This is a genomic window from Streptomyces sp. NPDC111744 (assembly GCF_055634995.1).
Window position 1 is genome coordinate 64,329 of record NZ_JBVKCG010000025.1, and the last position, 24,799, is coordinate 89,127.

Annotated in this window: 26 protein-coding genes; 17 read left to right on the forward strand and 9 right to left on the reverse strand. The window is 70.1% G+C overall.

Annotation, left to right across the window (positions count from 1 at the left end):
* Positions 1-57 precede the first annotated feature (57 nt).
* Together scy and mce are read right to left on the reverse strand one after the other, a co-directional pair.
* The gene (gene scy / locus ACZ7OO_RS36650; protein ID WP_471511727.1) at positions 58-3,906 is read right to left on the reverse strand and encodes a polarized growth protein Scy; all 3,849 of its coding nucleotides are present in this window, start codon (positions 3,904-3,906) and stop codon (positions 58-60) included.
* Between the two features lie 222 nt (positions 3,907-4,128).
* Positions 4,129-4,569 carry a methylmalonyl-CoA epimerase gene (mce, locus tag ACZ7OO_RS36655; protein WP_352224679.1) on the reverse strand — a complete coding sequence of 147 codons (441 nt, stop codon included), beginning with the start codon at positions 4,567-4,569 and terminating at the stop codon, positions 4,129-4,131.
* 148 nt (positions 4,570-4,717) lie between these two features.
* Between mce and ACZ7OO_RS36660 the strand changes: the two genes are divergently transcribed.
* From ACZ7OO_RS36660 to ACZ7OO_RS36670, 3 genes are all read left to right on the forward strand, one after another.
* A complete protein-coding gene (locus ACZ7OO_RS36660) occupies positions 4,718-5,923 on the forward strand; it encodes an acetyl-CoA C-acetyltransferase (RefSeq protein ID WP_471511729.1) in 1,206 nt (401 codons plus the stop codon).
* Positions 5,924-5,962: 39 nt separating this feature from the next.
* The gene (gene meaB / locus ACZ7OO_RS36665; protein WP_471511731.1) at positions 5,963-6,919 is read left to right on the forward strand and encodes a methylmalonyl Co-A mutase-associated GTPase MeaB; all 957 of its coding nucleotides are present in this window, start codon (positions 5,963-5,965) and stop codon (positions 6,917-6,919) included.
* Positions 6,920-7,070: 151 nt separating this feature from the next.
* Positions 7,071-8,279: an MFS transporter gene (locus ACZ7OO_RS36670; RefSeq protein ID WP_471511732.1), complete on the forward strand. Its 1,209-nt coding sequence runs from the start codon at positions 7,071-7,073 to the stop codon at positions 8,277-8,279.
* 58 nt (positions 8,280-8,337) lie between these two features.
* On the opposite strand, the gene ACZ7OO_RS36675 is transcribed toward ACZ7OO_RS36670, so the two are convergent.
* The 5 genes from ACZ7OO_RS36675 to ACZ7OO_RS36695 all read right to left on the reverse strand — a co-directional run bounded on the left by ACZ7OO_RS36675 (position 8,338) and on the right by ACZ7OO_RS36695 (position 11,502).
* Positions 8,338-8,814 (reverse strand): MarR family winged helix-turn-helix transcriptional regulator, encoded by a 477-nt coding sequence (locus ACZ7OO_RS36675; RefSeq protein WP_471511734.1) that lies wholly within the window; start codon positions 8,812-8,814, stop codon positions 8,338-8,340.
* Between the two features lie 92 nt (positions 8,815-8,906).
* Positions 8,907-9,662, reverse strand: a complete 756-nt coding sequence (locus ACZ7OO_RS36680; RefSeq protein WP_471511800.1) for an AIM24 family protein — start codon at positions 9,660-9,662, stop codon at positions 8,907-8,909.
* A 38-nt stretch (positions 9,663-9,700) separates the two neighbouring features.
* Complete coding sequence (locus tag ACZ7OO_RS36685) at positions 9,701-10,351, reverse strand: AIM24 family protein (protein WP_471511802.1); 651 nt, start codon at positions 10,349-10,351, stop codon at positions 9,701-9,703.
* 1 nt (position 10,352) lies between these two features.
* The gene (locus ACZ7OO_RS36690) at positions 10,353-10,985 is read right to left on the reverse strand and encodes an AIM24 family protein (RefSeq protein ID WP_471511804.1); all 633 of its coding nucleotides are present in this window, start codon (positions 10,983-10,985) and stop codon (positions 10,353-10,355) included.
* Between the two features lie 76 nt (positions 10,986-11,061).
* Positions 11,062-11,502: a DUF6191 domain-containing protein gene (locus tag ACZ7OO_RS36695; protein WP_471511736.1), complete on the reverse strand. Its 441-nt coding sequence runs from the start codon at positions 11,500-11,502 to the stop codon at positions 11,062-11,064.
* Here ACZ7OO_RS36695 and ACZ7OO_RS36700 point away from each other — a divergent pair.
* From ACZ7OO_RS36700 to ACZ7OO_RS36740, 9 genes are all read left to right on the forward strand, one after another.
* Positions 11,477-11,821, forward strand: coding sequence for a DUF3817 domain-containing protein (locus tag ACZ7OO_RS36700; RefSeq protein WP_471511738.1), 345 nt, complete (start codon positions 11,477-11,479; stop codon positions 11,819-11,821). The genes ACZ7OO_RS36695 and ACZ7OO_RS36700 overlap by 26 nt on opposite strands.
* Complete coding sequence (locus ACZ7OO_RS36705) at positions 11,818-12,111, forward strand: MTH1187 family thiamine-binding protein (protein ID WP_014675047.1); 294 nt, start codon at positions 11,818-11,820, stop codon at positions 12,109-12,111. The genes ACZ7OO_RS36700 and ACZ7OO_RS36705 overlap by 4 nt, the downstream gene beginning before the upstream one ends.
* Before the next feature lie 161 nt (positions 12,112-12,272).
* Complete coding sequence (locus tag ACZ7OO_RS36710) at positions 12,273-13,016, forward strand: hypothetical protein (RefSeq protein ID WP_471511741.1); 744 nt, start codon at positions 12,273-12,275, stop codon at positions 13,014-13,016.
* Positions 13,013-13,693, forward strand: a complete 681-nt coding sequence (locus ACZ7OO_RS36715; protein WP_471511743.1) for a DUF4166 domain-containing protein — start codon at positions 13,013-13,015, stop codon at positions 13,691-13,693. The genes ACZ7OO_RS36710 and ACZ7OO_RS36715 overlap by 4 nt, the downstream gene beginning before the upstream one ends.
* Positions 13,690-14,337, forward strand: coding sequence for a TetR/AcrR family transcriptional regulator (locus ACZ7OO_RS36720; RefSeq protein WP_471511745.1), 648 nt, complete (start codon positions 13,690-13,692; stop codon positions 14,335-14,337). Before ACZ7OO_RS36715 ends, ACZ7OO_RS36720 begins: the two co-directional genes overlap by 4 nt.
* Before the next feature lie 188 nt (positions 14,338-14,525).
* On the forward strand, positions 14,526-15,035 hold the full coding sequence (locus ACZ7OO_RS36725) for a MarR family winged helix-turn-helix transcriptional regulator (protein WP_471511747.1): 510 nt from the start codon (positions 14,526-14,528) through the stop codon (positions 15,033-15,035).
* 66 nt (positions 15,036-15,101) lie between these two features.
* The gene (locus tag ACZ7OO_RS36730; RefSeq protein ID WP_471511749.1) at positions 15,102-15,440 is read left to right on the forward strand and encodes a DUF3817 domain-containing protein; all 339 of its coding nucleotides are present in this window, start codon (positions 15,102-15,104) and stop codon (positions 15,438-15,440) included.
* A 75-nt stretch (positions 15,441-15,515) separates the two neighbouring features.
* Entirely contained in the window at positions 15,516-17,216 is a 1,701-nt protein-coding gene (locus ACZ7OO_RS36735) for an acyl-CoA mutase large subunit family protein (protein WP_471511751.1), read from the forward strand.
* 72 nt (positions 17,217-17,288) lie between these two features.
* Positions 17,289-17,696 (forward strand): DUF6086 family protein, encoded by a 408-nt coding sequence (locus ACZ7OO_RS36740; protein ID WP_471511753.1) that lies wholly within the window; start codon positions 17,289-17,291, stop codon positions 17,694-17,696.
* Between the two features lie 20 nt (positions 17,697-17,716).
* On the opposite strand, the gene ACZ7OO_RS36745 is transcribed toward ACZ7OO_RS36740, so the two are convergent.
* On the reverse strand, positions 17,717-18,367 hold the full coding sequence (locus ACZ7OO_RS36745) for a TetR/AcrR family transcriptional regulator (protein ID WP_471511755.1): 651 nt from the start codon (positions 18,365-18,367) through the stop codon (positions 17,717-17,719).
* 231 nt (positions 18,368-18,598) lie between these two features.
* Here ACZ7OO_RS36745 and ACZ7OO_RS36750 point away from each other — a divergent pair, with 231 nt between their 5' ends.
* From ACZ7OO_RS36750 to ACZ7OO_RS36770, 5 genes are all read left to right on the forward strand, one after another.
* Complete coding sequence (locus tag ACZ7OO_RS36750; RefSeq protein WP_471511757.1) at positions 18,599-19,576, forward strand: tetratricopeptide repeat protein; 978 nt, start codon at positions 18,599-18,601, stop codon at positions 19,574-19,576.
* A gap of 634 nt (positions 19,577-20,210) precedes the next feature.
* Positions 20,211-20,858, forward strand: a complete 648-nt coding sequence (locus ACZ7OO_RS36755) for a DUF6230 family protein (protein WP_471511758.1) — start codon at positions 20,211-20,213, stop codon at positions 20,856-20,858.
* Positions 20,859-20,999: 141 nt separating this feature from the next.
* Entirely contained in the window at positions 21,000-21,545 is a 546-nt protein-coding gene (locus ACZ7OO_RS36760; RefSeq protein ID WP_471511760.1) for a DUF6114 domain-containing protein, read from the forward strand.
* Positions 21,535-22,911, forward strand: coding sequence for a hypothetical protein (locus ACZ7OO_RS36765; RefSeq protein ID WP_471511761.1), 1,377 nt, complete (start codon positions 21,535-21,537; stop codon positions 22,909-22,911). The genes ACZ7OO_RS36760 and ACZ7OO_RS36765 overlap by 11 nt, the downstream gene beginning before the upstream one ends.
* Positions 22,912-23,098: 187 nt before the next feature.
* Positions 23,099-23,236 (forward strand): hypothetical protein, encoded by a 138-nt coding sequence (locus ACZ7OO_RS36770; RefSeq protein WP_471511763.1) that lies wholly within the window; start codon positions 23,099-23,101, stop codon positions 23,234-23,236.
* A 77-nt stretch (positions 23,237-23,313) separates the two neighbouring features.
* Here ACZ7OO_RS36770 and pyk read toward each other — a convergent pair whose 3' ends face one another.
* Positions 23,314-24,741 carry a pyruvate kinase gene (gene pyk / locus ACZ7OO_RS36775; RefSeq protein ID WP_471511765.1) on the reverse strand — a complete coding sequence of 476 codons (1,428 nt, stop codon included), beginning with the start codon at positions 24,739-24,741 and terminating at the stop codon, positions 23,314-23,316.
* Positions 24,742-24,799: the final 58 nt, after the last annotated feature.

A 24,799-nucleotide genomic window follows, 5' to 3' on the forward strand; every position in this document is an offset into this window, starting at 1 on the left:
GCCTCTGTCAAAGGCTTGCTCAAAAGCCTCAGAACACTACAGAACAGGACCTGGTCTCTAGCCTTCTGACGACTTGCCACCCGATCGAGGGGAGCCCACCGTGCTGCCCGCCTTGACTCCGCCGTCCTTGTTGGCCGACGGGGTCTCGAAGGATTCCAACGCCTCCAGGACGTCCTGGACACGGGAGATCTCGCCGTTGATGTTCTCCCGGCGGCGCTCCAGGATCTCCAGCTCGCGCTTGCCGGCCTCGACCGTGGCCCGGGCCTCGCGGACGGCCTCGGCCTTGAGTTCCTCGGCCTCCCGGACGAGCGTGGCCTTCTTCTGCTCGGCCTCCTTGAGCAGCCCCTCGGCCTTCTTGACGGCGGCGATACGGACCTTGCCCGCCTCGGAATTGGCCTCCGAGACCAGGTCCTTGGCCTTGGCCTGGGCCTTGGCGAGCTGCTCCTCGGCGGCCTTGATGAGCGCGTCACAGCGGTCGCCGGTGGACTTCATGGTCTCGGCGGCCTCGCGGCGGGCCCGCTCGTGCAGCTCCTCGATCTCGCTGGTGATGCGGTCGCGCAGCTCCTCCGCCCGCTCCCTTATGGCGGTGGCGTCCCGGCGGGCGCCGACGAGCAGCTCGTCCGCGTCCGTACGGGCCTTCTCCACCAGCGAGTTGCCCTCGACCGTGGCCTCGGACACCAGCCGGTCGGCCTCCTTGCGGGACGCGCCGACCATGCTGTCGGCCTGCGCCTCGGCATCCGCGGTGGTCTTGTGGGCCTGCTGCTGTGCCTCGGTGAGCAGCTTGTCGGCCTCGGCGGCCGTCTCGTTGATGAGCGTGTCGACCTGCTCGGCCACGTCCTGACGCCGCTTGTTGGCCTCCCTGCGCGCCTCGTCCAGGGTGCGGTCGGCCTCCTCGCGGGCGGCGGTGACCATGCGCTCGGCCTCCGCCTCCGCGTCCGCCTTGAGCCGCTCGGCGTCGCTGCGGGTCCGCTCGGCGTGCAGCTGGGCGGAGCCGACCGTCTCGGCGGCCTCGGCACGCAGCCGCTCCGCGTCCCCGCTGGCGTCCGCGATGAGCTTCTCCGCCTTGGCGATGGCGTCCGCGCGGACGCGGTCGGCCTCGGCGATGGTCTCGTTCTGGAGCAGCTCGGCCTCGTTGCGCGCCTCGGTGATGAGGGTGTCCGCCTGGGTGGCCGCGTCCGAACGGATGCGGTTGGCGTCCTCACGGGCCTCGGCACGCGTACGCGTGGCGTCCTGCTCGGCCTGCGCGATGGTGTCGGAGGCCTCGGTGCGCACCCGCTGGGCGTGCGCGGACGCCTCCGAACGCAGCCGCTCCGACTCCGCCATGGCGTCCGTCACGGTCCGCTCGGCCAGCGCCTTCGCCGCCTCGGACGCCTCGGCGGCCTCGCGGCGGATCCGGGTCGCGTCCTCGCTGGCCCGCTCCCGCTCGGCGTAGGCGTCCGCGCGGAGCCGGTCCGACTCCTCCTCGGCCTCCCGGCGGGTCCGGTCCGCCGCGTGCTCGGCGGCCGAACGCAGCCCGGCGATCTCCTCCTGCGCCTGCTCGTGCAGCCCCGAGACCGAGTCCCGTACCTGCTGGGCGTGGAGCTCGGCGGCGGACACCATCTCGGTGGCCCGCCGGTCGGCCTCCTCGACCAGCCGTACCGCCTCGGCCTGCGCCTCCTCGACGCGGTTGCGCGCGGAGGCGAGCAGCTCCTCGCTCTGCTCGCGGGCCCGCCGGCGCTCCTGGTCGGCCTCCTGGCGGGCGGCGCCCAGAAGTTCCTCGGCCTCGCGGCGGCGCCGGGTGGCCTCCTCCTGGGCGGCGGCCAGCGTCTCGGACGCCTCGGCCGACAGCCGCTCGGCAGCCGCCTGCGCCTCGGCGCGGACCCGGTCGGCGGTGTCCTGGGCCTCCTGCTTGAGCCGCTCCGCCTCGGCCGCGGCCTCGGACCGCAGCCGTACGGCGATGGACTCGCCCTCGGCGCGGGACGCGGACGCGTCGGAGGCGGCCTCGTCGCGCAGCCGCTGGGCCTCGTTCTCGGCCTGCTGCTGGAGCGTGCGGATACGTTCGGCGGCCTCGGAGCGCAGCCGCTCGGTCTCCTCGGCGGCCTCCCGGCGGATCCGGCCGGCCTCCTCACGAGCCTCGGTGAGCGCCTGCTCGGCGTTCGCGAACCGCTCCTCGGCCTCGGTGTGCAGCCGGGTCAGCTCCTCGGCGGCCTCCGCGCGCCGGGCCTCGACGCCCCGCTCGGTCTCCTCGCGCAGCTCGCGCGCGGCCCGCTCGGCGTCCGCCTTGAGGGCCTCGGACTGCTCCAGGACCTCGGTGCGGTGCCGGTCGGCCTCCTGGCGGGTGCGCTCCAGGGTCTCCTCGGCCTGCCGGCGCAGCGTGGTCGCGCGCTCGATGGCCTCGGTGCGGACCTTCTCGCTGTCCGTGGTGGCGGTCTGCCGCAGCTCGTCCGCGTCGGCCTTGGCCTTGGCGAGCAGCTCCTCGGCGGACCTGGCCGCCTCCTCGATCTGCTGCACGGCCTCGCGCCGGGCCTCGGCACGGATCGACTCGCCCTCGGCGACCGCGTCGGAACGCAGCTGCTCGGCCTCGCCGCGCAGCCGGCGGGCCTCCTCCTGCAGCTCGACCGTCTTGGCGCGGTACTCCTTGGTGTCGTCCTTCGCCGCGCCCTTGAGCTGCTCGGCGATGTCGTGCGCTTCGGCACGCAGCCGGTCCGCCTCGGTCTCCGCCTCGGTGCGGATCCGCTCGGCCTCCTCGGCGGCGGCCTTGGTGGTCCGCTTGGCCTCCTCGGCCGCCTTGTTGAGGACGTCCTCGGCGGTCTTGGCGGCCTTGGACAGCTGGGAGGCGCTCTCCTCGGCGGTCAGGGTGCGGGCCTTCTCGGAGGCCTCCGCGATGATCTTCTCGGCCTCGGCCCTGGCGTCCGCGACCACCTGCTCGGCGTCCGCCTTGGTGGCCTCGGCGTCCTTGGTGGCCTCGCTGACCAGCCGGGCGACCTGCTCCTTCGCCGTACGGGTGCGCTGCTCGTTGGCGGCCTCGGCGCTCGACAGGGCCTTCGCGGCGTTCGCCTCGGCCTCGGTGACCAGCTTCTCGGCCTCGGACTGCGCCTTGCGCAGTGCCTCCTCGGCCTCCGCCATCCGCTGCTCGGCGGCGCGGCTCAGCTCGCTCGCCTGCCGGCGGGCCGCGTCCGACTCCGTCGCGGTGGAGCTGCGTAGCTGCTCGGCGTGGTCGGTGGCCTCCTGGGCCTGGGTGGAGGCGGCGTTCAGCAGCCGCTCGGCGTCCCTGCGGGCGCGCAGCAGGAGCTGCTCGGCCTCCGCGCGGGCCGCCTCCGCGTCGGCCTGCACCCGCTGCCGCGCCTCGGTCGCCAGCCGCTCGGCCTCCGCGCGGGCGGCGGCCATGGCCTGCTCGGCCTCGGCCCGCGACTCGTCCAGCAGCCGCCGGGCCTGGGACTCGGTCCGGGCCCGCAGCTGCTCGGCCCACGCCACGTTTTCGTTGACGTGCGACTCGACGGTCTGTCGGCGCTCCGCCAGCTCCTGGTCCAGCTGCTGGCGGCGGGTCACCGCCTCCTGGTGCAGCTCGGCCTGGAGCCGCGCGGCCTGCTCGGCATGCTCCTGGAGGATGCGCTGGGTCTGCGCCCGGGCCTCCGCGGCCACCCGTTCCGCCTCCTGGCGGATCTGGTCGGCCTGCATCTGGGCGTTACGGAGCAACTGCTCGGCGTGATAGCCGATGTCACCGCCGTCGAACGCGGGCCGGGACATGATGGTGCGCCGCGCCTCATGCAGCTTGGCGCGCAGCACCTCGACCTGGTAGCCGAGGTCCTCGGCATGCTGGATCGCCTTTTCCCGCTCGGTCTTCAGCCGTTTCATCTCGGCCTCGAACCGAGAGAGGTGGTCGACGTCAGCCGCCGGCTCTCGCTCCTGGCTCTCGTAGCCCCGCACTGCGCGGTCCCATCCGTCCCCTGGTCGCAACCTTCTCCGAACGAGCCCCGTCCATCCGCCGAACGGGGCCCCCGGGGAATGGTGTCAGATCAACGGCGGAGCACGGGCTGCTGCCCCGACGCTCGTCCCCCGAAACCCGGACCCCGGCATGCGGCCGCCCCGGCCCTGCGAACGTGCGAAGGGACGACCGCGCCCAACCCTACCGGCCCATATGTACGAGGGTCAGTGCTCAGGTGACTCAACAGCCGCCGAAGTGACCAGTTCTGTCAGTACGCCGTGGCAATCCTTTGGATGCAGGAAGGTGATCCGTGATCCCATGGACCCGCGCCGGGGCTCGTCGTACAGAACGCGTACGCCCTTGGAACGGATGTCCGCGGCGTCACCGTCCACATCCGCCGTACCGAAGGCGATGTGGTGCACACCCTCGCCGTTCTTCGCGAGCCACTTGCCGACCGCCGAGTCCTCCCGGGTCGGCTCCAGGAGCTGCAGGTAGGAGGCACCCCCGTCGGACGTCTCGTTGATCTTGAGCATGGCCTCCCGCACGCCCTGCTCCTCGTTGACCTCGGTGTGGAACACCTCGAAGCCGTACGTGGCCCGGTAGAACTCGACGGTCGCGTCGAGGTCGTGGCAGGCGATACCGATGTGGTCGATTCGCGTCAGCATGGATTCAGTGCAGCGCCACCGCGATGGTTACGCAACGTGCCAGCGATCACACTGACGGCCCGATGACGGCACGGAGTGCCACTCAGTACATTCGAAGTAAACCCTCGTTCACTCCTCGGCAGTGCAGCCGGTAAGGGGATCGCAGCTCATGACTTCTGGAACCGCTGGAACCACCTCAGTGATCGTCGCGGGCGCGCGGACGCCCATGGGACGACTGCTGGGCTCGCTGAAGTCCTTCTCCGGGGCCGACCTCGGCGGCTTCGCGATCAAGGCCGCCCTCGACCGTGCGGGAATCGGGGGCGACCAGGTGCAGTATGTGATCATGGGCCAGGTGCTCCAGGCCGGCGCGGGCCAGATCCCGGCCCGGCAGGCCGCCGTGAAGGCCGGCATCCCGATGAGCGTCCCGGCGCTCACCGTCAACAAGGTGTGCCTCTCCGGCCTCGACGCCATCGCCCTGGCGGACCAGCTGATCCGCGCCGGCGAGTTCGACATCGTGGTCGCGGGCGGCCAGGAGTCCATGACCAACGCCCCGCACCTGCTCCCGAAGTCCCGCGAGGGCTTCAAGTACGGCGCGATCGAAATGCTCGACGCGATGGCGTACGACGGCCTGACCGACCCGTGGGAGAACATCCCGATGGGCGAGTCGACGGAGAAGCACAACACCCGCCTCGGCCTCGGGCGCGAGGAGCAGGACTCGGTGGCCGCCCTGTCCCACCAGCGGGCCGCCGCCGCGCAGAAGAACGGCATCTTCGAGGCCGAGATCACCCCGGTCGAGATCCCGCAGCGCAAGGGCGAGCCGGTCGTCTTCAGCAAGGACGAGGGCATCCGCCCCGACACCACGGCGGAGTCGCTGGGCAAGCTCCGCCCGGCGTTCACCCGCGACGGCACGATCACGGCCGGTACCTCCTCGCAGATCTCGGACGGCGCGGCGGCCGTGGTCGTCATGAGCAAGGCCAAGGCCGAGGAGCTGGGCCTGGAGTGGCTCGCCGAGATCGGCGCCCACGGCAATGTGGCAGGGCCGGACAACTCCCTCCAGTCCCAGCCGTCCAACGCCATCCAGCACGCCCTGAAGAAGGAGGGCCTGGAGGTCGCCGACCTCGACCTCATCGAGATCAACGAGGCTTTCGCCGCGGTCGCCGTCCAGTCAATGAAGGACCTCGGCGTATCCACGGAAAGGGTGAACGTCAACGGCGGTGCCATCGCCCTGGGCCACCCCATCGGCATGTCCGGCGCCCGTCTCGTCCTGCACCTGGCCCTGGAGCTCAAGCGGCGCGGCGGCGGGGTCGGCGCGGCCGCACTGTGCGGTGGCGGCGGCCAGGGTGACGCGCTGATCGTGCGGGTACCGAAGGCCTGAGCACGTTTCTCTGAGCGAACGGAAGCGAACGGAGCTGTGATGCAGGACGTCTCCTCACTGGTGGCCCAGGCCAGGGAGGGCCGACCGCGTGCGGTGGCCCGGCTGATCTCACTGGTGGAGGGGGCGTCCCCGCAGCTCAGAGAGGTCATGGCGGCGCTCGCGCCCCTGACGGGCAACGCGTACGTGGTAGGCCTGACGGGCTCCCCGGGGGTCGGCAAGTCGACCTCCACCTCGGCCCTGGTGACCGCCTATCGCAAACAGGGCAAACGGATCGGCGTCCTGGCCGTCGACCCGTCCTCCCCCTTCTCCGGAGGCGCTCTGCTGGGTGACCGCGTCCGGATGTCCGACCACGCCTCGGACCCCGGCGTCTACATCCGCTCGATGGCCACGCGCGGCCACCTCGGCGGCCTGGCCTGGGCCGCCCCCCAGGCCATCCGCGTCCTTGACGCGGCGGGCTGCGACGTGATCATCGTCGAGACGGTCGGCGTGGGTCAGTCCGAGGTGGAGATCGCCTCCCAGGCGGACACGTCCGTCGTCCTGCTGGCCCCCGGGATGGGCGACGGCATCCAGGCGGCGAAGGCCGGAATCCTGGAGATCGGCGACGTGTACGTCGTCAACAAGGCCGACCGCGACGGCGCGGACGCCACCGCCCGCGAACTCAACCACATGCTGGGGCTCGGCGAGTCCCGCGGCCCCGGCGACTGGCGGCCCCCGATCGTCAAGACGGTCGCCGCCCGCGCGGAGGGCATCGACGAACTGGTCGAGGCCCTGGAGAAACACCGCGCGTGGATGGAGGAGCGGGGCGTCCTGGCGGAACGCCGACTGGCCCGCGCCGCCCGCGAGGTCGAGACCATCGCGGTGACGGCACTGCGCGAACGCATCGGCGACCTCCACGGAGACCGTCACATCGGCGCACTCGCGGAACGCATCGTGACGGGAGAGCTGGACCCGTACCGCGCGGCGGACGAACTGGTGACAGGGCTGACGGAGACCTGATCACGGCCGACCGACGGATCCGGCTGCTATTTTGACCCGCATGTTCCTCTCCTTGGCGTAAGCGGACACCCAGCGCCACCGGCACCTTCATGTCCCGTGCCGTGGCGTGCACAGGTGTCCCCTCTTCCGCCTCTGACTGAGGAACCGACCCATGTCCGCGCTGACTTCAACGCGCCCTTCACCCGCCCGGCGACCGTCGTACGCCGCCGTCCTGCGCGTCCCGCACGCGCGCCGCACCTTCCTCGCCGCCCTCGCGGGCCGCCTCGCCTACGGCACCGTCTCCCTGTCCGTCCTGCTCTCCGTGACCCGCGCGACCGGTTCCTACGCCGTGACGGGGCTGGTGATGGCCCTCTTCGGCGGCTCCGCGGTCGTCCTGATGCCGGTCCGGGCGACCTTGGTGGACCGCTACGGCCCCCGGCGGGCCCTGCCACCCATGGCGGGCGCCTACAGCGCCGTGCTCTGCCTGCTCGCGGCCCTGACCTGGCGCCCGGGCGCCCCACCGACGGCGCTCGCCGCCACCGCCGCCCTCACCGGCTGTGTCGCGCCGCCGCTCGGCCCCACCATGCGGGCGGTGTGGGGCAGCCTGGTCGACGACCCGGCACTGCTCCGGAGGGCGTACAGCCTGGACGGGGTCGCCGAGGAACTGTTGTTCGTGTCCGGCCCGGCGCTGGTCGGCCTGCTGCTGCGCTTCGGTCCGCCGCCGGCCGGGCTGCTGCTCAGCGCGGTGCTCATGCTGACCGGCACCTGTGCGTTTGTGATGTCACCGGCGGTGCGGGGCGCGAGTCCCGCGAAGCGTCAGGCCGGCGGTCCGCCCGGGCGTTTCCCGGCGGCCCCCGTGCTCGCGGCCGCCGGACTCGGGCTCGCGCTGAGCGGTGCCGACCTGCTGGTGCTGGCCTTCGCCGAGCAGCGGTCGTACGGCACGGAGGCAGTCGCCTGGGTCCTGGCCGCGCTCTCGGTGGGCAGCGCGGTGGGAGGCCTGCTGAACGGGGCGGTGGACTGGCGCCTCCCGGCCGCCGAACGGCTGGCCTGGCTGACGGTGGCCCTGGGATCGGCGCTGGCCCTCGCCGGGCTGGCCCCAGGTGTCCTGACCCTGACCCTGGCCATGACGGTCACGGGCGGATTCGTGGCACCGACCCTGACGACGGCGTACCTGCTGGCCGACGAGATGGCGGGCGACTCCGCACGGAACCGGGCCGGGGCGTGGGTCAACGCGGCGGTGAACGCCGGAAGTTCGGGGGGCTCGGTGGTGGCGGGGCTGGCGCTCGGACACCTGCCGGTGGGACTCTGCTTCGCCCTGGCAGGAGCCGCGGCCCTGGCCTCGGCCGTGGCGGTATGGACGGTCAGCCGGCTACGGCCCTGACGAGCGGCGGCGGACGAGACCTGAACACTCGTCCGCCGCCGTCAGGTGCCGTTCGCCGTCACGGGCGCCCGCGCTGCCCCCGCAGGTGTTCGGCGATCGGCTTCAGGCCCTTGTCGAGCTCTGTGAGTGCCTCCGGCGACAGCAGGTCGATGAAGTGCCGTCGCACGGAGGCCACATGATGTGGCGCCACCTTCTTCATCGTCTCCATGCCGTGCTCGGTGAGGACGGCGAACAGCCCGCGGCGGTCGGACTCGCAGTTCTCGCGGCGGACCAGGTTCGCGTTCTCCATACGGGTGATCTGGTGCGAGAGCCGGCTCTTGGACTGGAGTGTCGCGGCCGCGAGGTCGCTCATCCGCAGCCGGTAGTCCTCGGACTCGGACAGATTCACCAGGATCTCGTAGTCGTTCATTGTCAGGCCGAACGGCTGCAGATCCTTTTCGAGCTGGTACGTCAACAGCCTGTTGACCTCCAGGTGGGTGCGCCAGGCGCACTGCTCCGCATCGGTCAGCCAGCGCGTGGCCGTCTCGGTCTCCATGTATGAAGTCTACCTAAAATGTTGAAAGGCGAACTAGTGAGGGCGGTGTGACTGCGCGCACGCGTTCGATGTCACACTCCGCAGACTACCGCTCACAGCCCGAAGCGACGTTGCAGGTCCCCCAGCTGTCCGGGAAGGCGCGGTGTGCCCTGCTGCTGTGAATGGCCTGTGAAAGGGCCACTCCCACCGGGTACCCCGGGCTCATGTGGAACCGCTCCCGTGGCCTGCTCCGCCATCAGGGTCTCGGTGGACTGGAGCAGGACCGTGCCGGCCCCCACGAACTCGAACTGGTGCTCCTCTCCGGAGGCCCCGCCGAGGCCCGTCATCGCACGTAGACCGCCCATGACACCTGTCATGTAACCGTGGTCGTAGTGGTGGCACGGGGAGGGGCAGTCGGCCCATCCCACGAGTGCCTGCGGATCCACCCGGATCGGGGGTTCCATGAACACCACCGGCCCGTTGGACGCGGCGACAAACTTGCCGGTTCCGATAAGGGTCAGAAAACCCGGAACGATCGACTGCTTGAGCGCGAGACTTGGCTGAAAAGCTAGCAAGTTGCCGGAGCGAATGGTCAGGTTGCCGTCGTCCAAATCGTACGAATTGACGTCGAAGGCCCGGTCGGCGAGGAGCATCTTGCCCGAGCCCTCCGCCACCACCCAGTCGCTCGCGTGCAGAGGCGAATGGAAGGACGTGCGGACGAGACGGTCCAGGCGGCCGTGCCCGACGCCGTTGAAGTCGATCGAGCCGTAGTAGGCGATCATCTTCCCCTTCTGCAGGAACCACTGGCCGCTCTTGAGCTCCACGCAGAAGGTGTACTTGTTGACGTTGTCGTCGACGGGGAGGGTCATGGGGTCGTACACGACCGGGCCGGCGGGACCGTATGCGCTCACAGCTTCTCCTCGGAGGCCTGGACGTACACCGTGCCGTTTCCGCTGAGCTCCAGCTGGAACGCCTCGCCGGAGCCGCGGCCCACCATGTCCCGCCAGCCGAGCGCGGTCGACAGCTTGTTGCGGACGTCGCCGTGGTGGGCGACGTAGGCCTGCGGGTCGACATGGACCGGGCGCTGCGGGGTGATCGGGATCTCGAAGACCCCGCCGTGGGCCATCACGGCGACCGAGCCGTGGCCCTTGAGGGTGGTCGTGAACAGGCCCTGGCCGGTGACCTGGCCACGCACCATGCCCATCACACCGCCCTGGGAGCCCATGAACATCGTGCCCTGCTGGAGCGTGCCCTCGAAGGCGAGCAGCCGGTCGGCCTCGACATAGAGGGTGTCGCCGGTGAGGGTGATGACCTGGACGTGATGGCCGCCGTGCCCGAAGAAGACCGTGCCGCTGCCCTCGACGGTCATCAGCGGGGTGGCCTCGCCCGCGACGCGGCGGCCGAGCATCGACATCAGCCCGCCCTGGCCGCCCTGGATGTTGGGGGTGAAGGACACCTCGCCCTTGTAGGCGAGCATCGCGCCGCGCTGGCTGTAGAGCCGCTGCCCGGGCATGACGGTCGCCTCGACCATCTTGGAGTTCACCTCGCGCAGGGCCATCTCACACATCCCCCGCGATCGTGTTCCGCTCGCTCGGCTGCACGTACACCAAGCCGTCCCCCTCGAACCGGATCTGGAAGGCCTCGCCGCCGCCCTCTCCGAGGAACGTGCGGAATGTCACACCTGACTGGAAGGACTGACGGAGGTTGCCCTGGTGGGCGATATAGGCGCCGGGGTCGACGGTCAGCGGGTACTGCGCGCTCACCCGGAGCACCACCGCCGGGCCGTCCGACATGATCGCCGCCTGGCCGTGGCCCTCGACCGTGGTCGTGAACAGGCCGTTGCCCTGGGAGGCGCCGTGCAGACCCGTGAAGGTCGTGCCGGTGCGCAGGCCGGCGTCGGTCGCGAGCAGGTTGCTCGACTCGACGTACAGCTTGTCGCCCTGGAGGCCGACCAGGTTGATCTCGGACGCCTGGTCCGCGAACCAGCACGTCCCGTGCCCCTTCACCTCCATCACCGTCATCTGCTCGCCGGTGAGCCGCCGGGTCACCATCCCCCGTAGCCCCTCACCGCCGCCGCTCAGTTTCTTGAACGCCATCTGCCCGTCGTACGCGACCATCGAGCCGTTCTTCGCCTTCACGGCGTCCCCGGTCATCTCGACGGCGAGCACCTTGCTGCCTTGAAGTCGAAACATCGCCACGCTGCGAAGGTAGCCGCAGGCCGACGCCACCAACAGGTCCCACGGGTGGACGTCATCCCGGATCCGACCCCTAGGGGGCTGACCACGGCACCTGGGAGCCCCAATCTCCAGGGTGCCGGCCACCGATCGCCGGAATGCCGGAGCTCTGGCGGGCCGCCCGCCGATCGCCGGGGACGCGTATGACCGCCTGCCCGGCCGTCAGGTCGAACGTGGACCTCGGTGGCGCCCCGTCCTCCTCGTCGAGCAGCATCGACGCGCTCTGCCGTTCCTTCAGCTCGTACTGCTTGCCGGGAGAGAGCCGCGTGAAGCTGCTCGACGCCGGGTGCGGTGATCTGCCACACGAACTGCATCCCGCCCGCACCCCCGCCGTCACCGCGCCCAGCCGCCCACCCCGCGCGGGGACCGCGGCGTTCCTTTGCCACAATGGGTGAACGTTTGTGCTCGCGTTCACAAAGAGTGGACGTCTCTCCCACCGAAGGTGACTCGTGGACATCAAGACCGCCACCGCCATCCGCCGCCTGCGCCTGGTCTCCGCCCCGGAGGCCGTCTCCTTCCTGATCCTGCTCGTCTGCTCGGTGCTGAAGCGGACCACGGACTTCAACGCGGTGCCCGTGATGGGCGCGATCCACGGTGTCCTGTTCGTTCTGTACGTGATCTTCTGGGCCGACGCCTGGAACCGTGCCAAGTGGCCGCTGGGGACCGCCGCCTTCTACTTCGTCCTGTCCGTCCTGCCGACCGGCGGCTTCTTCGCTGAGCGCAAGCTGCGCCGCGAGGCCGAGGACGCGGTCATCGCGGCCCGTGCCCGCCAGGAAGGGGTGGTGAAGGCATGATCGTCGCCTTCTCCGTGACGCCGCTGGGCGTCGGTGAGGATGTCGGGGAGTACGTCGCCGACGCCGTCCGGGTGGTCCGCGAGTCCGGGCTGCCCAACCGCACCGACGCCATGTTCACCTCGATCGAGGGCGAGTGGGACGAGGTCATGGACGTCGTCAAGCGCGCCGTCGCGGCCGTCGAGGCGCGCGCCCCGCGTGTCTCCCTGGTCCTCAAGGCGGACATCCGCCCCGGTGTCACCGACGGACTCACCAGCAAGGTGGAGACGGTCGAGCGGCACCTCGCCCAGTAGCCGACAGCCCCCCGACGTCAGAACCCCGGCCCTTCCAGGGTCGGGGTTTTCTTCCGCCCTGCGATTGAGCGATCGCTCAAAAACGGGTACCGTCTCCGTCGCAGAGTTGAGCGATCGCTCAAAAAGCACTCAAAGGACCAGGTGACGGGGGTACGGCACCAATGGGGCTCTACGTAGAGGCGCACATCCGCGCCGACCTCGACGAACTGTGGGCGCGGACCCAGGACCCGGCCCAGCACCAGCGCTGGGACCTCAGGTTCACCAAGATCGACTACCTCCCGCGCGTGCCGGGCGAGCCGCAGCGTTTCCGCTACGCCACCCGGGTGCTGCCGTTCCTCACGGTCGCCGGCACCGGGATCTCGGCGGGGGAGAAGGAGCGCCCCGACGGCACCCGCACCTCCGCCCTGCGCTTCGCCTCCCCGCACCCGCTCTCGCTGCTCGCCGAGGGCAGCGGCTACTGGCGTTACGTCCCGGTCTCCGACAGCGTCCGTTTCCTCACCGGGTACGACTACCGGCCCCGCTGGGGCGGCTTCGGCGCGCTCGCCGACCGGCTCGTCCTCCGCCCGCTGATGGGGTGGGCGACCGCCTGGTCCTTCGACCGGCTGCGGCTGTGGCTGGAGCGCGGGATCACCCCGGAGCGGGCGCGGTGGAACTGGCTGGCCGAGATGGTGGCCCGCACACTGACGGCCGTCGGCTGTACCGCCGGCCTGAGTCAGGGGCCGGGCCTCGACGCCCTCTCGCCCGCCGTCGCCTTCCTGCTCCCGCTCCTCCTCGTGGTCGCCCTCTCGCTGGCTCTCTTCGCGCCCCCGCTCGCCACCACCCCGGCCGCCCGTCGCTGCCTGCGCACCCCGCCGACCCGGGTGGCCGCGCCCCGTGTCCTGCGCACCCTGGGGAGGCAGTCGTGACCTCCATGTTCCGTACCGTGCTGGGCGCCGGTTTCGACCGGCTGCACCCGCAGCTCCAACGGCGCTTCTCGGTCGGCCTGGCGAGCGGTGAGGCCTGCACCGGCCGGGGTGTGATGGAACGGATCTGGCACGGGCCGGCGTTCGTGAAGCCGTTCCTGGCACTGGGCGCCACCCGTAACATCCTGGTCCCGAAGGCGGGCCGGGACGTTCCGTTCGTGATCGAGAACGTGCCCTACGTCGACACGTACGGCCGTGAGACGGTGACCTTCGTGCGCACCTTCGACCTGCCCGGCCGGGCCCGCCGTTTCGACGCCCAGATGGTGCTCAGCCCCAAGGGCGACCGCATCCTCGACTACCTCGGCACCCACCAGCATCTCGCCAGCGAGCTGCACCTCCGTGCCGAGCCCGACGGCTCCCTGCTCATCCGCTCCGGCGAGCACCGGTTCAGGGAGGGCCCGGTGGACGTCCGGGTCCCCGAACTCGTCGGCGCCACCGCCGAGGTGCGCGAGTCCTACGACGACCGGGCGGACCGCTTCCGTATCCAGGTGCGGGTCGTGAACCGGTACTTCGGTCCGCTCTTCGGCTATCAGGGCTCCTTCGAGGCGTCGTACACCGACGTCGGCCGCTGTGGGGTACGGCCGGGGCTGCGGCCGGTCCGTGAGGAGCCGCGCGCGTGAGCCCGGAGACCGCCAAGTCCCTGGAGACGAAGAACAAGCTGCTGGAGGGTGCGCTGCGGACGCTCACCGAGCAGGGGATCGCCAAGACGTCCGCCCGTACGGTGGCGGCGGCCGCGGGGGTCAACCAGGCGCTGGTCTTCTACCACTTCGGATCCGTGGACGAGCTCCTCGCGGCGGCCTGCCGGTACGGCGCCGGGCAGGCCGTCGCCCGCTTCCGCCCCCGGCTCGCCGCGGCCGGCTCGCTCTCCGAACTCCTCGCCGTGGGCCGGCAGATCCACGAGGAGGAGCGCGCGGGTGGCCATGTCGCCCTGCTCGGCCAGCTGCTGGCCGGCGCCCAGACCCACGCGGCCCTCGGCCCCGCCACGGCAGCCGGGCTCGACCTGTGGATCGCGGAGATCGAGACGGTCCTCGTCCGGGTCCTCGCGGCCACCCCCTTCGGCGAGTTCGTCGACCCGGCCGGGCTCGCCCGCGCGGTCGCCGCGTCCTTCGTCGGCATCGAGCTCTACGAGGGCGTCGACGCGTCCGGCGCCGAAGCGGCCCTGGACGCCCTGGAGCAACTGGGGGCGCTGGTGGCCGCGTTGGAGGACCTCGGCCCGGTCGCTCAGCGCGCGGTCCGCCACCGCCTGCGCCGCCACACCCGCTAGCCGCCGGCGCTGCCTTCACGCCGGGACCCTGACGGGCTCCCGGGGCCTGCCCCCGACGCCGGCGCGGTGCCCGGTGGCGGCCCGGTGCCGGGCGGGCGGTGCCGGGCGTGTCGGCCGTGCTGGGGCGAGGGTGACCGAAAGCCGAGACACGGCTGACCGGTATATGACCGGCCGGTAGGGTCGGTGGCGTGCCGAAGCCTCTCAGTCTTCCCTTCGACCCCATCGCCCGTGCCGACGACCTCTGGAAGCAGCGCTGGGGAAACGTCCCGTCGATGGCCGCGATCACTTCGATCATGCGGGCCCAGCAGATCCTGCTGGCCGAGGTCGACGCGGTGGTCAAGCCGTACGGGCTGACGTTCGCGCGCTACGAGGCGCTGGTGCTGCTCACCTTCTCCAAGGCCGGTGAGCTGCCGATGTCGAAGATCGGTGAGCGTCTGATGGTGCACCCGACGTCCGTGACGAACACCGTCGACCGGCTGGTGAGGTCCGGTCTGGTCGACAAGCGGCCCAACCCCAACGACGGGCGCGGCACGCTCGCCACGATCACCGAGAAGGGCCGCGAGGTCGTCGAGGCGGCCACCCGTGACCTGATGGCGATGGACTTCGGGCTCGGGGTGTACGACGCCGAGGAGTGTGCGGAGATCTTCGCGATGCTGCGTCCGCTGCGGGTCTCGGCGCACGACTTCGACGACCAGTGAGGCGGTCCTCCGGCGAGGAGTGACCCGGGACAAGATCTCCCGGAACGGGTGGTTACGCTCGTCCTCATGAAAAAGAGCGTGCTGACCCGCTACCGCGTCCTGGCCTATGTCACCGGTGTGCTGCTGGTGCTGCTGTGCCTGAGCATGATCGCCAAGTACGGGCTGGACATCGGCGGTGCGGCCGACTTCACGCGGGTCGTCGCCATTGCGCACGGCTGGCTCTACGTCGTCTACCTGGTCTTCGCCTTCGACCTGGGCTCCAAGGCGAAGTGGCCGGTCGGCAAGCAGCTGTGGGTGCTGCTCGCCGGCACCATCCCGACCGCTGCGTTCTTCGTGGAGCGCAAGGTCACCCGCGAACTCGACGCGAAGATCACCGAGACCACCCCGGTGGTGGCGAAGGTCTGATCCGCCCGCCGTACGGACACCCGTGCGGCGGTTCGCCATCGACATTTATTAGGACGTCCTAGTAAATTCGAGGGTATGGACGCTGACGCCATCACGGAGGGCCGCCTACGCTGGCAGGCCCGCTACGACGCGGCCCGTAAGCGGGACGCGGACTTCACCACGCTCTCCGGGGATCCCGTGGAGCCGGTGTACGGGCCCCGCCCAGGGGACACCTACGAGGGATTCGAGCGGATCGGCTGGCCGGGGGAGTACCCCTTCACGCGCGGGCTGTATCCGACCGGCTACCGGGGGCGGACCTGGACCATCCGCCAGTTCGCCGGGTTCGGCAACGCCGAGCAGACCAACGAGCGGTACAAGATGATCCTCGCCAACGGCGGCGGGGGTCTGTCCGTGGCCTTCGACATGCCGACCCTCATGGGCCGCGACTCCGACGACCAGCGCTCGCTCGGCGAGGTCGGGCACTGCGGGGTGGCCATCGACTCCGCCGCCGACATGGAGGTCCTGTTCAAGGACATCCCGCTGGGCGACGTCACGACGTCGATGACGATCAGCGGTCCGGCGGTCCCGGTCTTCTGCATGTACCTCGTCGCCGCCGAGCGGCAGGGCGTCGATCCGGCGGTGCTCAACGGCACGCTCCAGACCGACATCTTCAAGGAGTACATCGCCCAGAAGGAGTGGCTGTTCCAGCCCGAACCCCATCTGCGGCTCATCGGCGACCTGATGGAGTACTGCGCGGCCGGCATCCCCGCGTACAAGCCGCTGTCCGTCTCCGGCTACCACATCCGTGAGGCCGGGGCGACGGCCGCCCAGGAGCTGGCCTACACCCTCGCGGACGGCTTCGGATACGTGGAGCTGGGGCTCAGCCGCGGCCTGGACGTCGACGTCTTCGCGCCCGGACTCTCCTTCTTCTTCGACGCGCACGTCGACTTCTTCGAGGAGATCGCCAAGTTCCGCGCGGCCCGCCGGATCTGGGCCCGCTGGATGCGGGACGTGTACGGGTCACGGTCGGACAAGTCGCAGTGGCTGCGCTTCCACACGCAGACCGCGGGCGTCTCGCTGACCGCCCAGCAGCCGTACAACAACGTGGTGCGTACGGCCGTGGAGGCGCTCGCGGCGGTGCTCGGCGGGACCAACTCGCTGCACACCAACGCGCTCGACGAGACCCTCGCGCTGCCCAGCGAGCAGGCCGCCGAGATCGCGCTGCGCACCCAGCAGGTGCTCATGGAGGAGACCGGGGTCGCCAACGTGGCGGATCCGCTGGGCGGTTCCTGGTACATCGAGCAGCTGACCGACCGGATCGAGGCCGACGCCGAGAAGATCTTCGACCAGATCAAGGAGCGCGGGCTGCGTGCCCACCCGGACGGACGGCACCCGATCGGGCCGGTCACCTCCGGAATCCTGCGGGGCATCGAGGACGGCTGGTTCACCGGGGAGATCGCCGAGTCCGCCTTCCAGTACCAGCGGTCGCTGGAGAAGGGCGACAAGCGGGTCGTCGGCGTCAACGTGCACACGGGTTCCGTCACCGGGGACCTGGAGATCCTGCGGGTCTCGCACGAGGTGGAGCGGGAGCAGGTGCGCGTGCTGGCCGAACGGCGGACCGCGCGCGACGAGGGCGCGGTGCGCACCGCGCTGGACGCGATGCTCGCCGCCGCCCGCTCCGGGGCCAACATGATCGAGCCGATGCTCGACGCCGTACGGGCCGAGGCGACCTTGGGCGAGATCTGCGGGGTGCTGCGGGACGAGTGGGGGGTGTACACGGAGCCGGCGGGGTTCTAGGCGGTTTCCCGGGGCACGGGTGCGGGCGGCGGGGCCTGAAACGGGCCCTGGAGAGCGCATACGGTGACCGTGATGAGGTACGTCTTCACGGTCACCGACACCGACGAGGACGTCTGGGAACCGGCGCTGGCCGTCGGTCAGCTCTTCATGGGCGGTGTCAACGCCCTGGGCTCCCTGGTCCTGAAGGTGCCGACCGGACTCGACGACATCTCCGGTGACTGGGTCCAGATGGACACCCGGCTCTACGGCGAGTTCGTCACCGCGGCCCTGCGCCGGCGGGCCTCGACGGGGCATATGGAGATGATCAAGCTGATGGACGGCGTACTGCCCGTGATGATCATGCTGGCCGACAAGGCCGGCGCCACGGTCACCACGAGCACGCCGACGGAGCGCGTCTATCTGGACTGGGCCCGTGACCAGGAACATGTCCTCCAGGGGCACGTGTGGGAAATGGGTGACGGCAGCGTCACCGTCGGGTAGTTCGGTGTGATCCGCTGACGTTATGGTTTGGCGTCGTGCGGGTTGGCCGTGTCGTCCGCCGCGCCCGCCAGGCCCAGCAGCAGGATCCGGGTCAGGCCGCGTACCCACTCCTCGTCCGCCGGTTTGCCGCTCACCAGGGCGCGGTGGACCACCGAGCCGGCGACCAGGTCGAAGATCAGGTCCGCCGTGCGGTCCGCCTCGCACGGGTCGGGCTGCTCGGGGAGTTCGCCGCGTCGCTGGGCGCGCTCGCGGCCCTCCAGGACCAGCCGCTTCTGGCGGTCCACGATGGACGCGCGGATACGTTCCCGCAGCGCCTCGTCCCGGGTCGACTCGGCCACCGCCGCCATCAGCCCGCTCTTGGCCTCCGGGCGGTCCAGGATCGCCGCGAACTGGAGCACCACGCCCTCGATGTCCTCGGCGAGGCTGCCCCGGTCGGGGAGTTCGAGTTCGTCGAACAGTTCCGCGACCGCGTCCACGACCAACTCGTTCTTGCCGGCCCAGCGGCGATACAGGGTCGTCTTTGCAACCCCCGCCCGCGTCGCCACGTCTCCCAAGGTGAGCTTGGACCAGCCCAGTTCCACCAGCGCCTGCCGTGTCGCTTCCAGGATCGCGGCGTCCGCCTCGGCGCTGCGTGGGCGCCCGGTGCGGCTGGCGGGGGTGCGGCTCTGCATCCCATGACCATAACCGGCGGTTCATGTGGCGTCGTGAGGGAGATCACCGGGGCGCAGTGTCGCGCGGGGTCCCCGAGGCATTACGCTACGGGTCGTAGCGAAAGCTCGTGAATGACCGCACGGGCGACGACCGTGGCGTGGGTGGGGACCCGGCGCCCGTACTAAACGCTTGTTCGACCTGGCTTTCACAACGCTTTTCACACACGCGCGAGAACGGGGGAGGATAGACGCATGCAGCCACGGAACATGTCCATGAGCGGCGTCGTCGACCTCGCCGCGGTGAAGGCGGCCCAGGAGGCCAAGGCCAAGGCCGAGCAGACGCGCGCCGAAGCGGCCCGGCAGGGTGGTACCGGCGCCGTCGCCCCGGCCGATCTGGTCATCGACGTCGACGAAGCCGGCTTCGAGCGCGATGTCCTGCAGCGGTCCGCCGAAGTCCCTGTCGTCATCGACTTCTGGGCCGAGTGGTGTCAGCCCTGCAAGCAGCTGAGCCCGGTCCTGGAGCGCCTCGCCGTCGAGTACAACGGCCGCTTCCTGCTCGCCAAGATCGACGTCGACGCCAACCAGATGCTGATGCAGCAGTTCGGGATCCAGGGGATCCCGGCGGTGTTCGCGGTGGTCGCCGGGCAGGCGCTGCCGCTCTTCCAGGGCGCCGCCGGTGAGGACCAGATCCGGGGCACCCTCGACCAGTTGATCCAGGTCGCCGAGGAGCGCTTCGGGCTGACCGGCCTGACCGTCGACCCTGACGCGCAGCCGGGCGCCGCCCCGGCCGCCGGGCCCGCGATGCCCGCCGGTCCGTACGACGCGCTCCTCGAAGCCGCCGTCCAGGCGCTGGACGCGGGCGACCTGGGCGGGGCGATCCAGGCGTACCAGAACGTACTGAGCGACGACCCGGCCAACAGCGAGGCCAAACTGGGGCTCGCGCAGGCCGAGTTGCTCAAGCGTGTGCAGGGGATGGACCCGCAGCGGGTGCGCAAGGAGGCGGCCGAGAAGCCGACCGACGCCCACGCGCAGATCGCCGCCGCCGACCTGGATCTGGTGGGCGGCCATGTCGAGGACGCCTTCGGGCGGTTGATCGAGACAGTGCAGCGGACGGCCGGGGACGACCGGGACGCCCTGCGCCGACGGCTCCTTGAGCTTTTCGAGGTCGTCGGCACCGACGATCCCCGGGTCGTGGGCGCACGCCGGGCGCTGGCGCGGGCGCTGTTCTGAACACGGTCCTGACCAGTCGCTAAACGTCACGTCCTGTGATGCCGGAGTGAAAGATTCGCCGACACGGGGTCGCAGCGGCCGCTCTTTACCAAATCTTGGTAATCGCGGTCGCTGTTACTCGCAGTAAATCAGAGCCGTTGATCTGTCTGGTTCCGTCCAGGGTTCAACGGCTTTGTTCTGCCCCTGGATGCCACCCAGCGTCGCTCTCCGAGACCAGCGGGTCGTTCATCGGTTATCCGGCCGTTACTACCCAGTAACGAAGCCCCTTGTGCGGGCGGCGAGAATGCACCACGATCGGCGACGCTCGGTCCATTGCCGTACCCCGACAGCCGGTCGGGTCCGCGGGCTCATCTGGGTCCCCACCGAGCAGAGTCGGCGGCAGTGACGCCGGCTCTTGGGCAGGGGGGTCTTCGCCGTGAGGTGAAGCCTGTCCAGCAAGGTTGTGCGTGATGCGTGTCAGGCGCGACCAGTGGTTGTCGCTCGGGGGTGATCGCCGGTGATCGAGGTGCCGTTCGTGCCTCCGAGTGCGGGCGCTCCCCTTCCGAGGACGTAGCACTTCTCCCATCCCTGCCCGGCCGAGCCGCCGTTGGGGGCGATTCCGGGCCAGGAGATGTACGTCCGAGAAGGAGGAAATATGGAGTCCCAGGTGCGTGGCGGGACCAGATGGAAGCGGTTCGCTGTGGTCATGGTGCCCAGCGTCGCCGCCACGGCGTGTATAGGTGTCGCCCTCGCGCAGGGCGCTCTCGCCGCGTCGTTCAGTGTGTCGGGCCAGCAGTTCAAGGTCACGGCCGACCAGCTCGAAGGCGACGGCTTCGTCCAGTACGGTGCCGTTGACTCGGGTGTCACCCTCGCGGGTGACAAGACGATCCACCCGGTGGCGGTCTCGGCGTTCAACACCGCGACCATCACCAACCTGTGCCAGTCCGTGGTCACCCCGAACGTCCCGATCTTCGGGAACGTCAGCCTGATCCTGCATGCGGGCACCGACAGCAAGAAGCCTGTCGAGGCCAGCAAGCTGTACATCGACCTGGACGACCTGAGCGCCGACGCGACGTTCACCAACATCAACATCGGTGTCGCGGCCGGCAGTTCGACCAAGGGTCCCGGCATCAAGTCGGGCGAGGTCGCCAACAAGCAGACGAACCCGAACGGGTTCGCGCAGGAGGCGGACCACGCCTCGCTGTCCGGCGTGAAGCAGACGGCGTGGGCCACCACTGCCGGAACCTTCAAGCTGAGCGATCTGCACATGTCGATCTCGACGAAGGGTGCGGAGTGCTACTAAGCACCCCGTGACGGGCGGGGGAGCCGACGGCACCCCCGCCCTCCACCTTCTTCCCACGGTCTTCACGAGCGGTACAAGGCATCACCACCGCATCACACAGCACCACCACCACAGCAACGCCGCACCAGGGAGCTGTTTTCCATGAGCGCCGAGACTCCTGCCGCACCCGGCCAGTTCAGCCGCCGGAGGCTGCAGTTCCGCTCCTGGCGGGGCACGCGGCCGTTCTGGGCCGGTCTGTACATCCTGATCGCCGGTTTCCCGATCATGTACTTCCCGTACGCGCATCTCCAGATCGGCAACCTCACGGTGGCGATGGCGACCACCGCGGGTGCCGGATCCCTGATCATCGGCGTGCTGCTCGTCGTCCTGGGCGTCAGCGTCTGGTTCCAGAAGCACATCCGCACGTTCGCGGGAGTCGCCGCGATCCTGCTGGCGCTGGTGTCCCTCCCCGTGTCCAACTTCGGCGGCTTTGTCATGGGCTTCCTGTTCGCCCTGATCGGCGGAGCGATGGCCGTGGCCTGGGCGCCGGGTGCCACTGCGCAGCCGGAGGGCGACGCCCCCCCGGCCGGGGAGGCCAGCGACGACGGGGCCACCTACTTCACGGGCGCGAACGGCGTGGGCGAGGCGAATGACCTGTCAGGAACGAGCCCGCTGGACGGGGCGAACGGGAGGCACAGTGCCGGCTGACGAGGTGACCCACGGGACTGATGTGGACGAGTCCCGTGTGAGAACCGGGCCGCGCCACGCGGCACCCAAGAAGCCACTGTTCACCAGGTTCCACATGCCGGCGGGCAAGGCGATAGCCTCCGTGGCGATGCCGACGGCCGTGATCATGGGCATGGGGTTCACGTCGACGCTCGCGATCGCCGACACGAACGGTACGCCGTCGGCGTCGAACAGCCAGAAGGCCGACGAGTACAAGAACTGCGTCTCTGCCCTGGACTCCGCCTCGCCCTCCGCCTCGGCGAGCGCGAGCGACAAGGCCACGGACTCGGCCACGCCGTCGCCCACGGGGTCGGCCGGCGCCAAGGACTCGACGTCGTCGTCTGGCTCGGGCAAGTCCTCGGGCAAGTCCTCCTCGTCGGATTCAGGTTCCGACGACACGGCCACGCCGACGCCGTCCGCGTCCAAGTCGTCCTCGTCGTCGGGTGATTCGAGCTCCTCATCGGGTTCGTCCGGCTCCGGCGGCACGGCCACCCCTTCGCCGTCCACCTCCGCAAGCAGCAGCGGTGGCGGCCTGCTGGGCTCCATCGGGGACGCCATCACCGGCATTCTCGGCGGCGGCAGCACCACGAGTTCGTCCTCGTCGGACTCCACCGCGAGCGCTACTCCCACGCCGTCGGCCTCGGCGTCCGCCGACTCGTCTTCGTCGTCCTCCTCGTCGGGCAAGGACAGCGGCTCCGACGCCGTGTCCAAGACCGTCAAGAAGGTCACGGACACCGTGAAGGACACCACCGGCACGGCGACCAAGGCGGCAGGCGAGGTCACCAAGGACGCCACCAAGGCGGCCGACGTCGCCACCTCCACCGCCTCGCCGAGCCCGTCCGCGAGCTCCAGCACGTCGGCCGACGACTGCAAGGTCGCCACCGAGGCCGTGAGCGGTGTCGACAACAAGGTGGCGGTGGCGGACGACCCCTGGTACCTGAGCGCCAGCTCGCTGCTGCTGAAGAGCGCCGACTACCAGGGTGTCGTGGAGGTGAAGACGGCCAGCGGCAAGACGAAGAAGGTGCTGAAGTACGTCATCTCCGGCGGCACCGACATCGGCGACCTGCACCAGACGGTCAAGGACACGACCATCGGTAAGACCTACCACGTGCAGGCGGCCTCCGGTTCGACGTCCACGATCCGCAACGGCGACACCACGATGTACACGGAGTCGATATCGGGGAACCTGTTCGGTCTGATCCCGATCACGTTCACGCCGGACAGCCCGCCGCCGCTGAACATCCCGCTGATCTACTTCACCAACGTGAAGGTCGTCCAGGCAGCCCAGTTCGGCGGCACCCTGCACGTGCCCGGGATGCACGTGTACACCACCGACGGAACCAGCTGAGCGTCACCACAGACCCGTTCGGGAGCCGCGAAGGGGGCTGTGCCCCGCCGAATTTCAACTCGGCGGGGCACAGCCTTGTTTCATGCCTGCCGGGGAGGCGGTGGCTGAGTCAAAAGGCGAAACAAAGCGCCAGCGCACAGCCCCAGAATGTCTGGTAGGAGCAGAGAGAAGAGATGATCACTTTGTAGTGGAGCTGACCTGGGCCGAGCTGCGGCAGCTCACCGACCGGGCAAGGGCCGAAGCATTCCGGCTGATCACCACCGCCCATCCGGAGCTGCGCGACAACGCGTGGTTGCGGGAGACGGTCGGAGTACCGCCCGCGTGATTCGACGGCGAAGAACCGAGGGCGCCCCCTCTCCCGGGGAGCGCCCTCAGTGCCCTGCAAGTCCCCTCAGCGGGCCGTCACTTGCCGGTGCCGCCGATGTGGTGGACCCGGAGCATGTTCGTCGTGCCCGGGACGCCGGGGGGCGAGCCGGCCGTGATGATGACCGTGTCGCCCGGGTTGAAGCGGTTGATCTTGGCGAGTTCCTGGTCGACCATGTCGACCATCTCGTCCGTGCTGTTCACGAACGGCACCACGTGCGACTCCACGCCCCAGCTGAGGGTGAGCTGGTTGCGGGTGTTCTCGTCGGTGGTGAAGGCGACGATCGGCTGCTGGGCGCGGTAGCGGGACAGCCGGCGGGCGGTGTCGCCGGACTGGGTGAAGGCGACCAGGCCGCGGCCGCCGAGGAAGTCGGCGATCTCGCAGGCCGCACGGGCCACCGAACCGCCCTGCGTGCGCGGCTTCTTGCCGGGGACGAGGGGCTGCAGGCCCTTGCTCAGCAGCTCCTCCTCCGCCGCGACGACGATCTTCGACATCGTCTTGACGGTCTCCACCGGGTAGGCGCCGACGGAGGACTCCGCCGACAGCATGACCGCGTCCGCGCCGTCCAGGATCGCGTTGGCCACGTCGGAGGCCTCGGCGCGGGTCGGACGGGAGTTGGTGATCATCGACTCCATCATCTGGGTCGCCACGATCACCGGCTTGGCGTTGCGCCGGCACAGCTCGATCAGGCGCTTCTGCACCATGGGGACCCGCTCCAGCGGGTACTCGACGGCGAGGTCACCGCGGGCGACCATCACACCGTCGAACGCCATCACGACGTCCTCCATGTTCTGCACCGCCTGCGGCTTCTCCACCTTGGCGATGACGGGGACCCGGCGGCCCTCCTCGTCCATGATCCGGTGGACGTCGTGGACGTCCTTGGCGTCCCGGACGAAGGACAGGGCGACCAGGTCGCAGCCCATGCGCAGCGCGAACCGCAGGTCCTCGACGTCCTTCTCGCTCAGCGCGGGCACGTTGACGGCCGTGCCGGGCAGGTTGATGCCCTTGTGGTCGGAGACGACACCGCCCTCGATGACGATCGTCTTCACCCGCGAGCCCTCGACGTCCAGCACCTTCAGCTCGACGTTGCCGTCGTTGATGAGGATCTGGTCGCCGCGCGAGACATCGCCCGGCAGGCCCTTGTAGGTGGTACCGCAGATGTGCTTGTCGCCCGGGACGTCCTCGGTGGTGATGATGAACTCGTCACCGCGCTCCAGCTCCACCGGGCCCTCGGCGAAGGTCTCCAGACGGATCTTCGGGCCCTGCAGGTCGGCGAGGACGCCGATGGCCCGGCCGGTCTCCTTGGCGGCGGCCCGGACCCGGTCGTACCGCCCCTGGTGCTCGGCGTGCGAGCCGTGGCTGAAATTGAACCGGGCCACGTTCATGCCGGACTCGATCATGGCGACGAGCATCTCGTGGGTGTCGACCGCGGGGCCGAGAGTACATACGATTTTCGAACGGCGCATGGGGCGATCCTATCGGTTTGTTTCGCTACGGAATATTCCGTCTGGCGGAAGATACAAA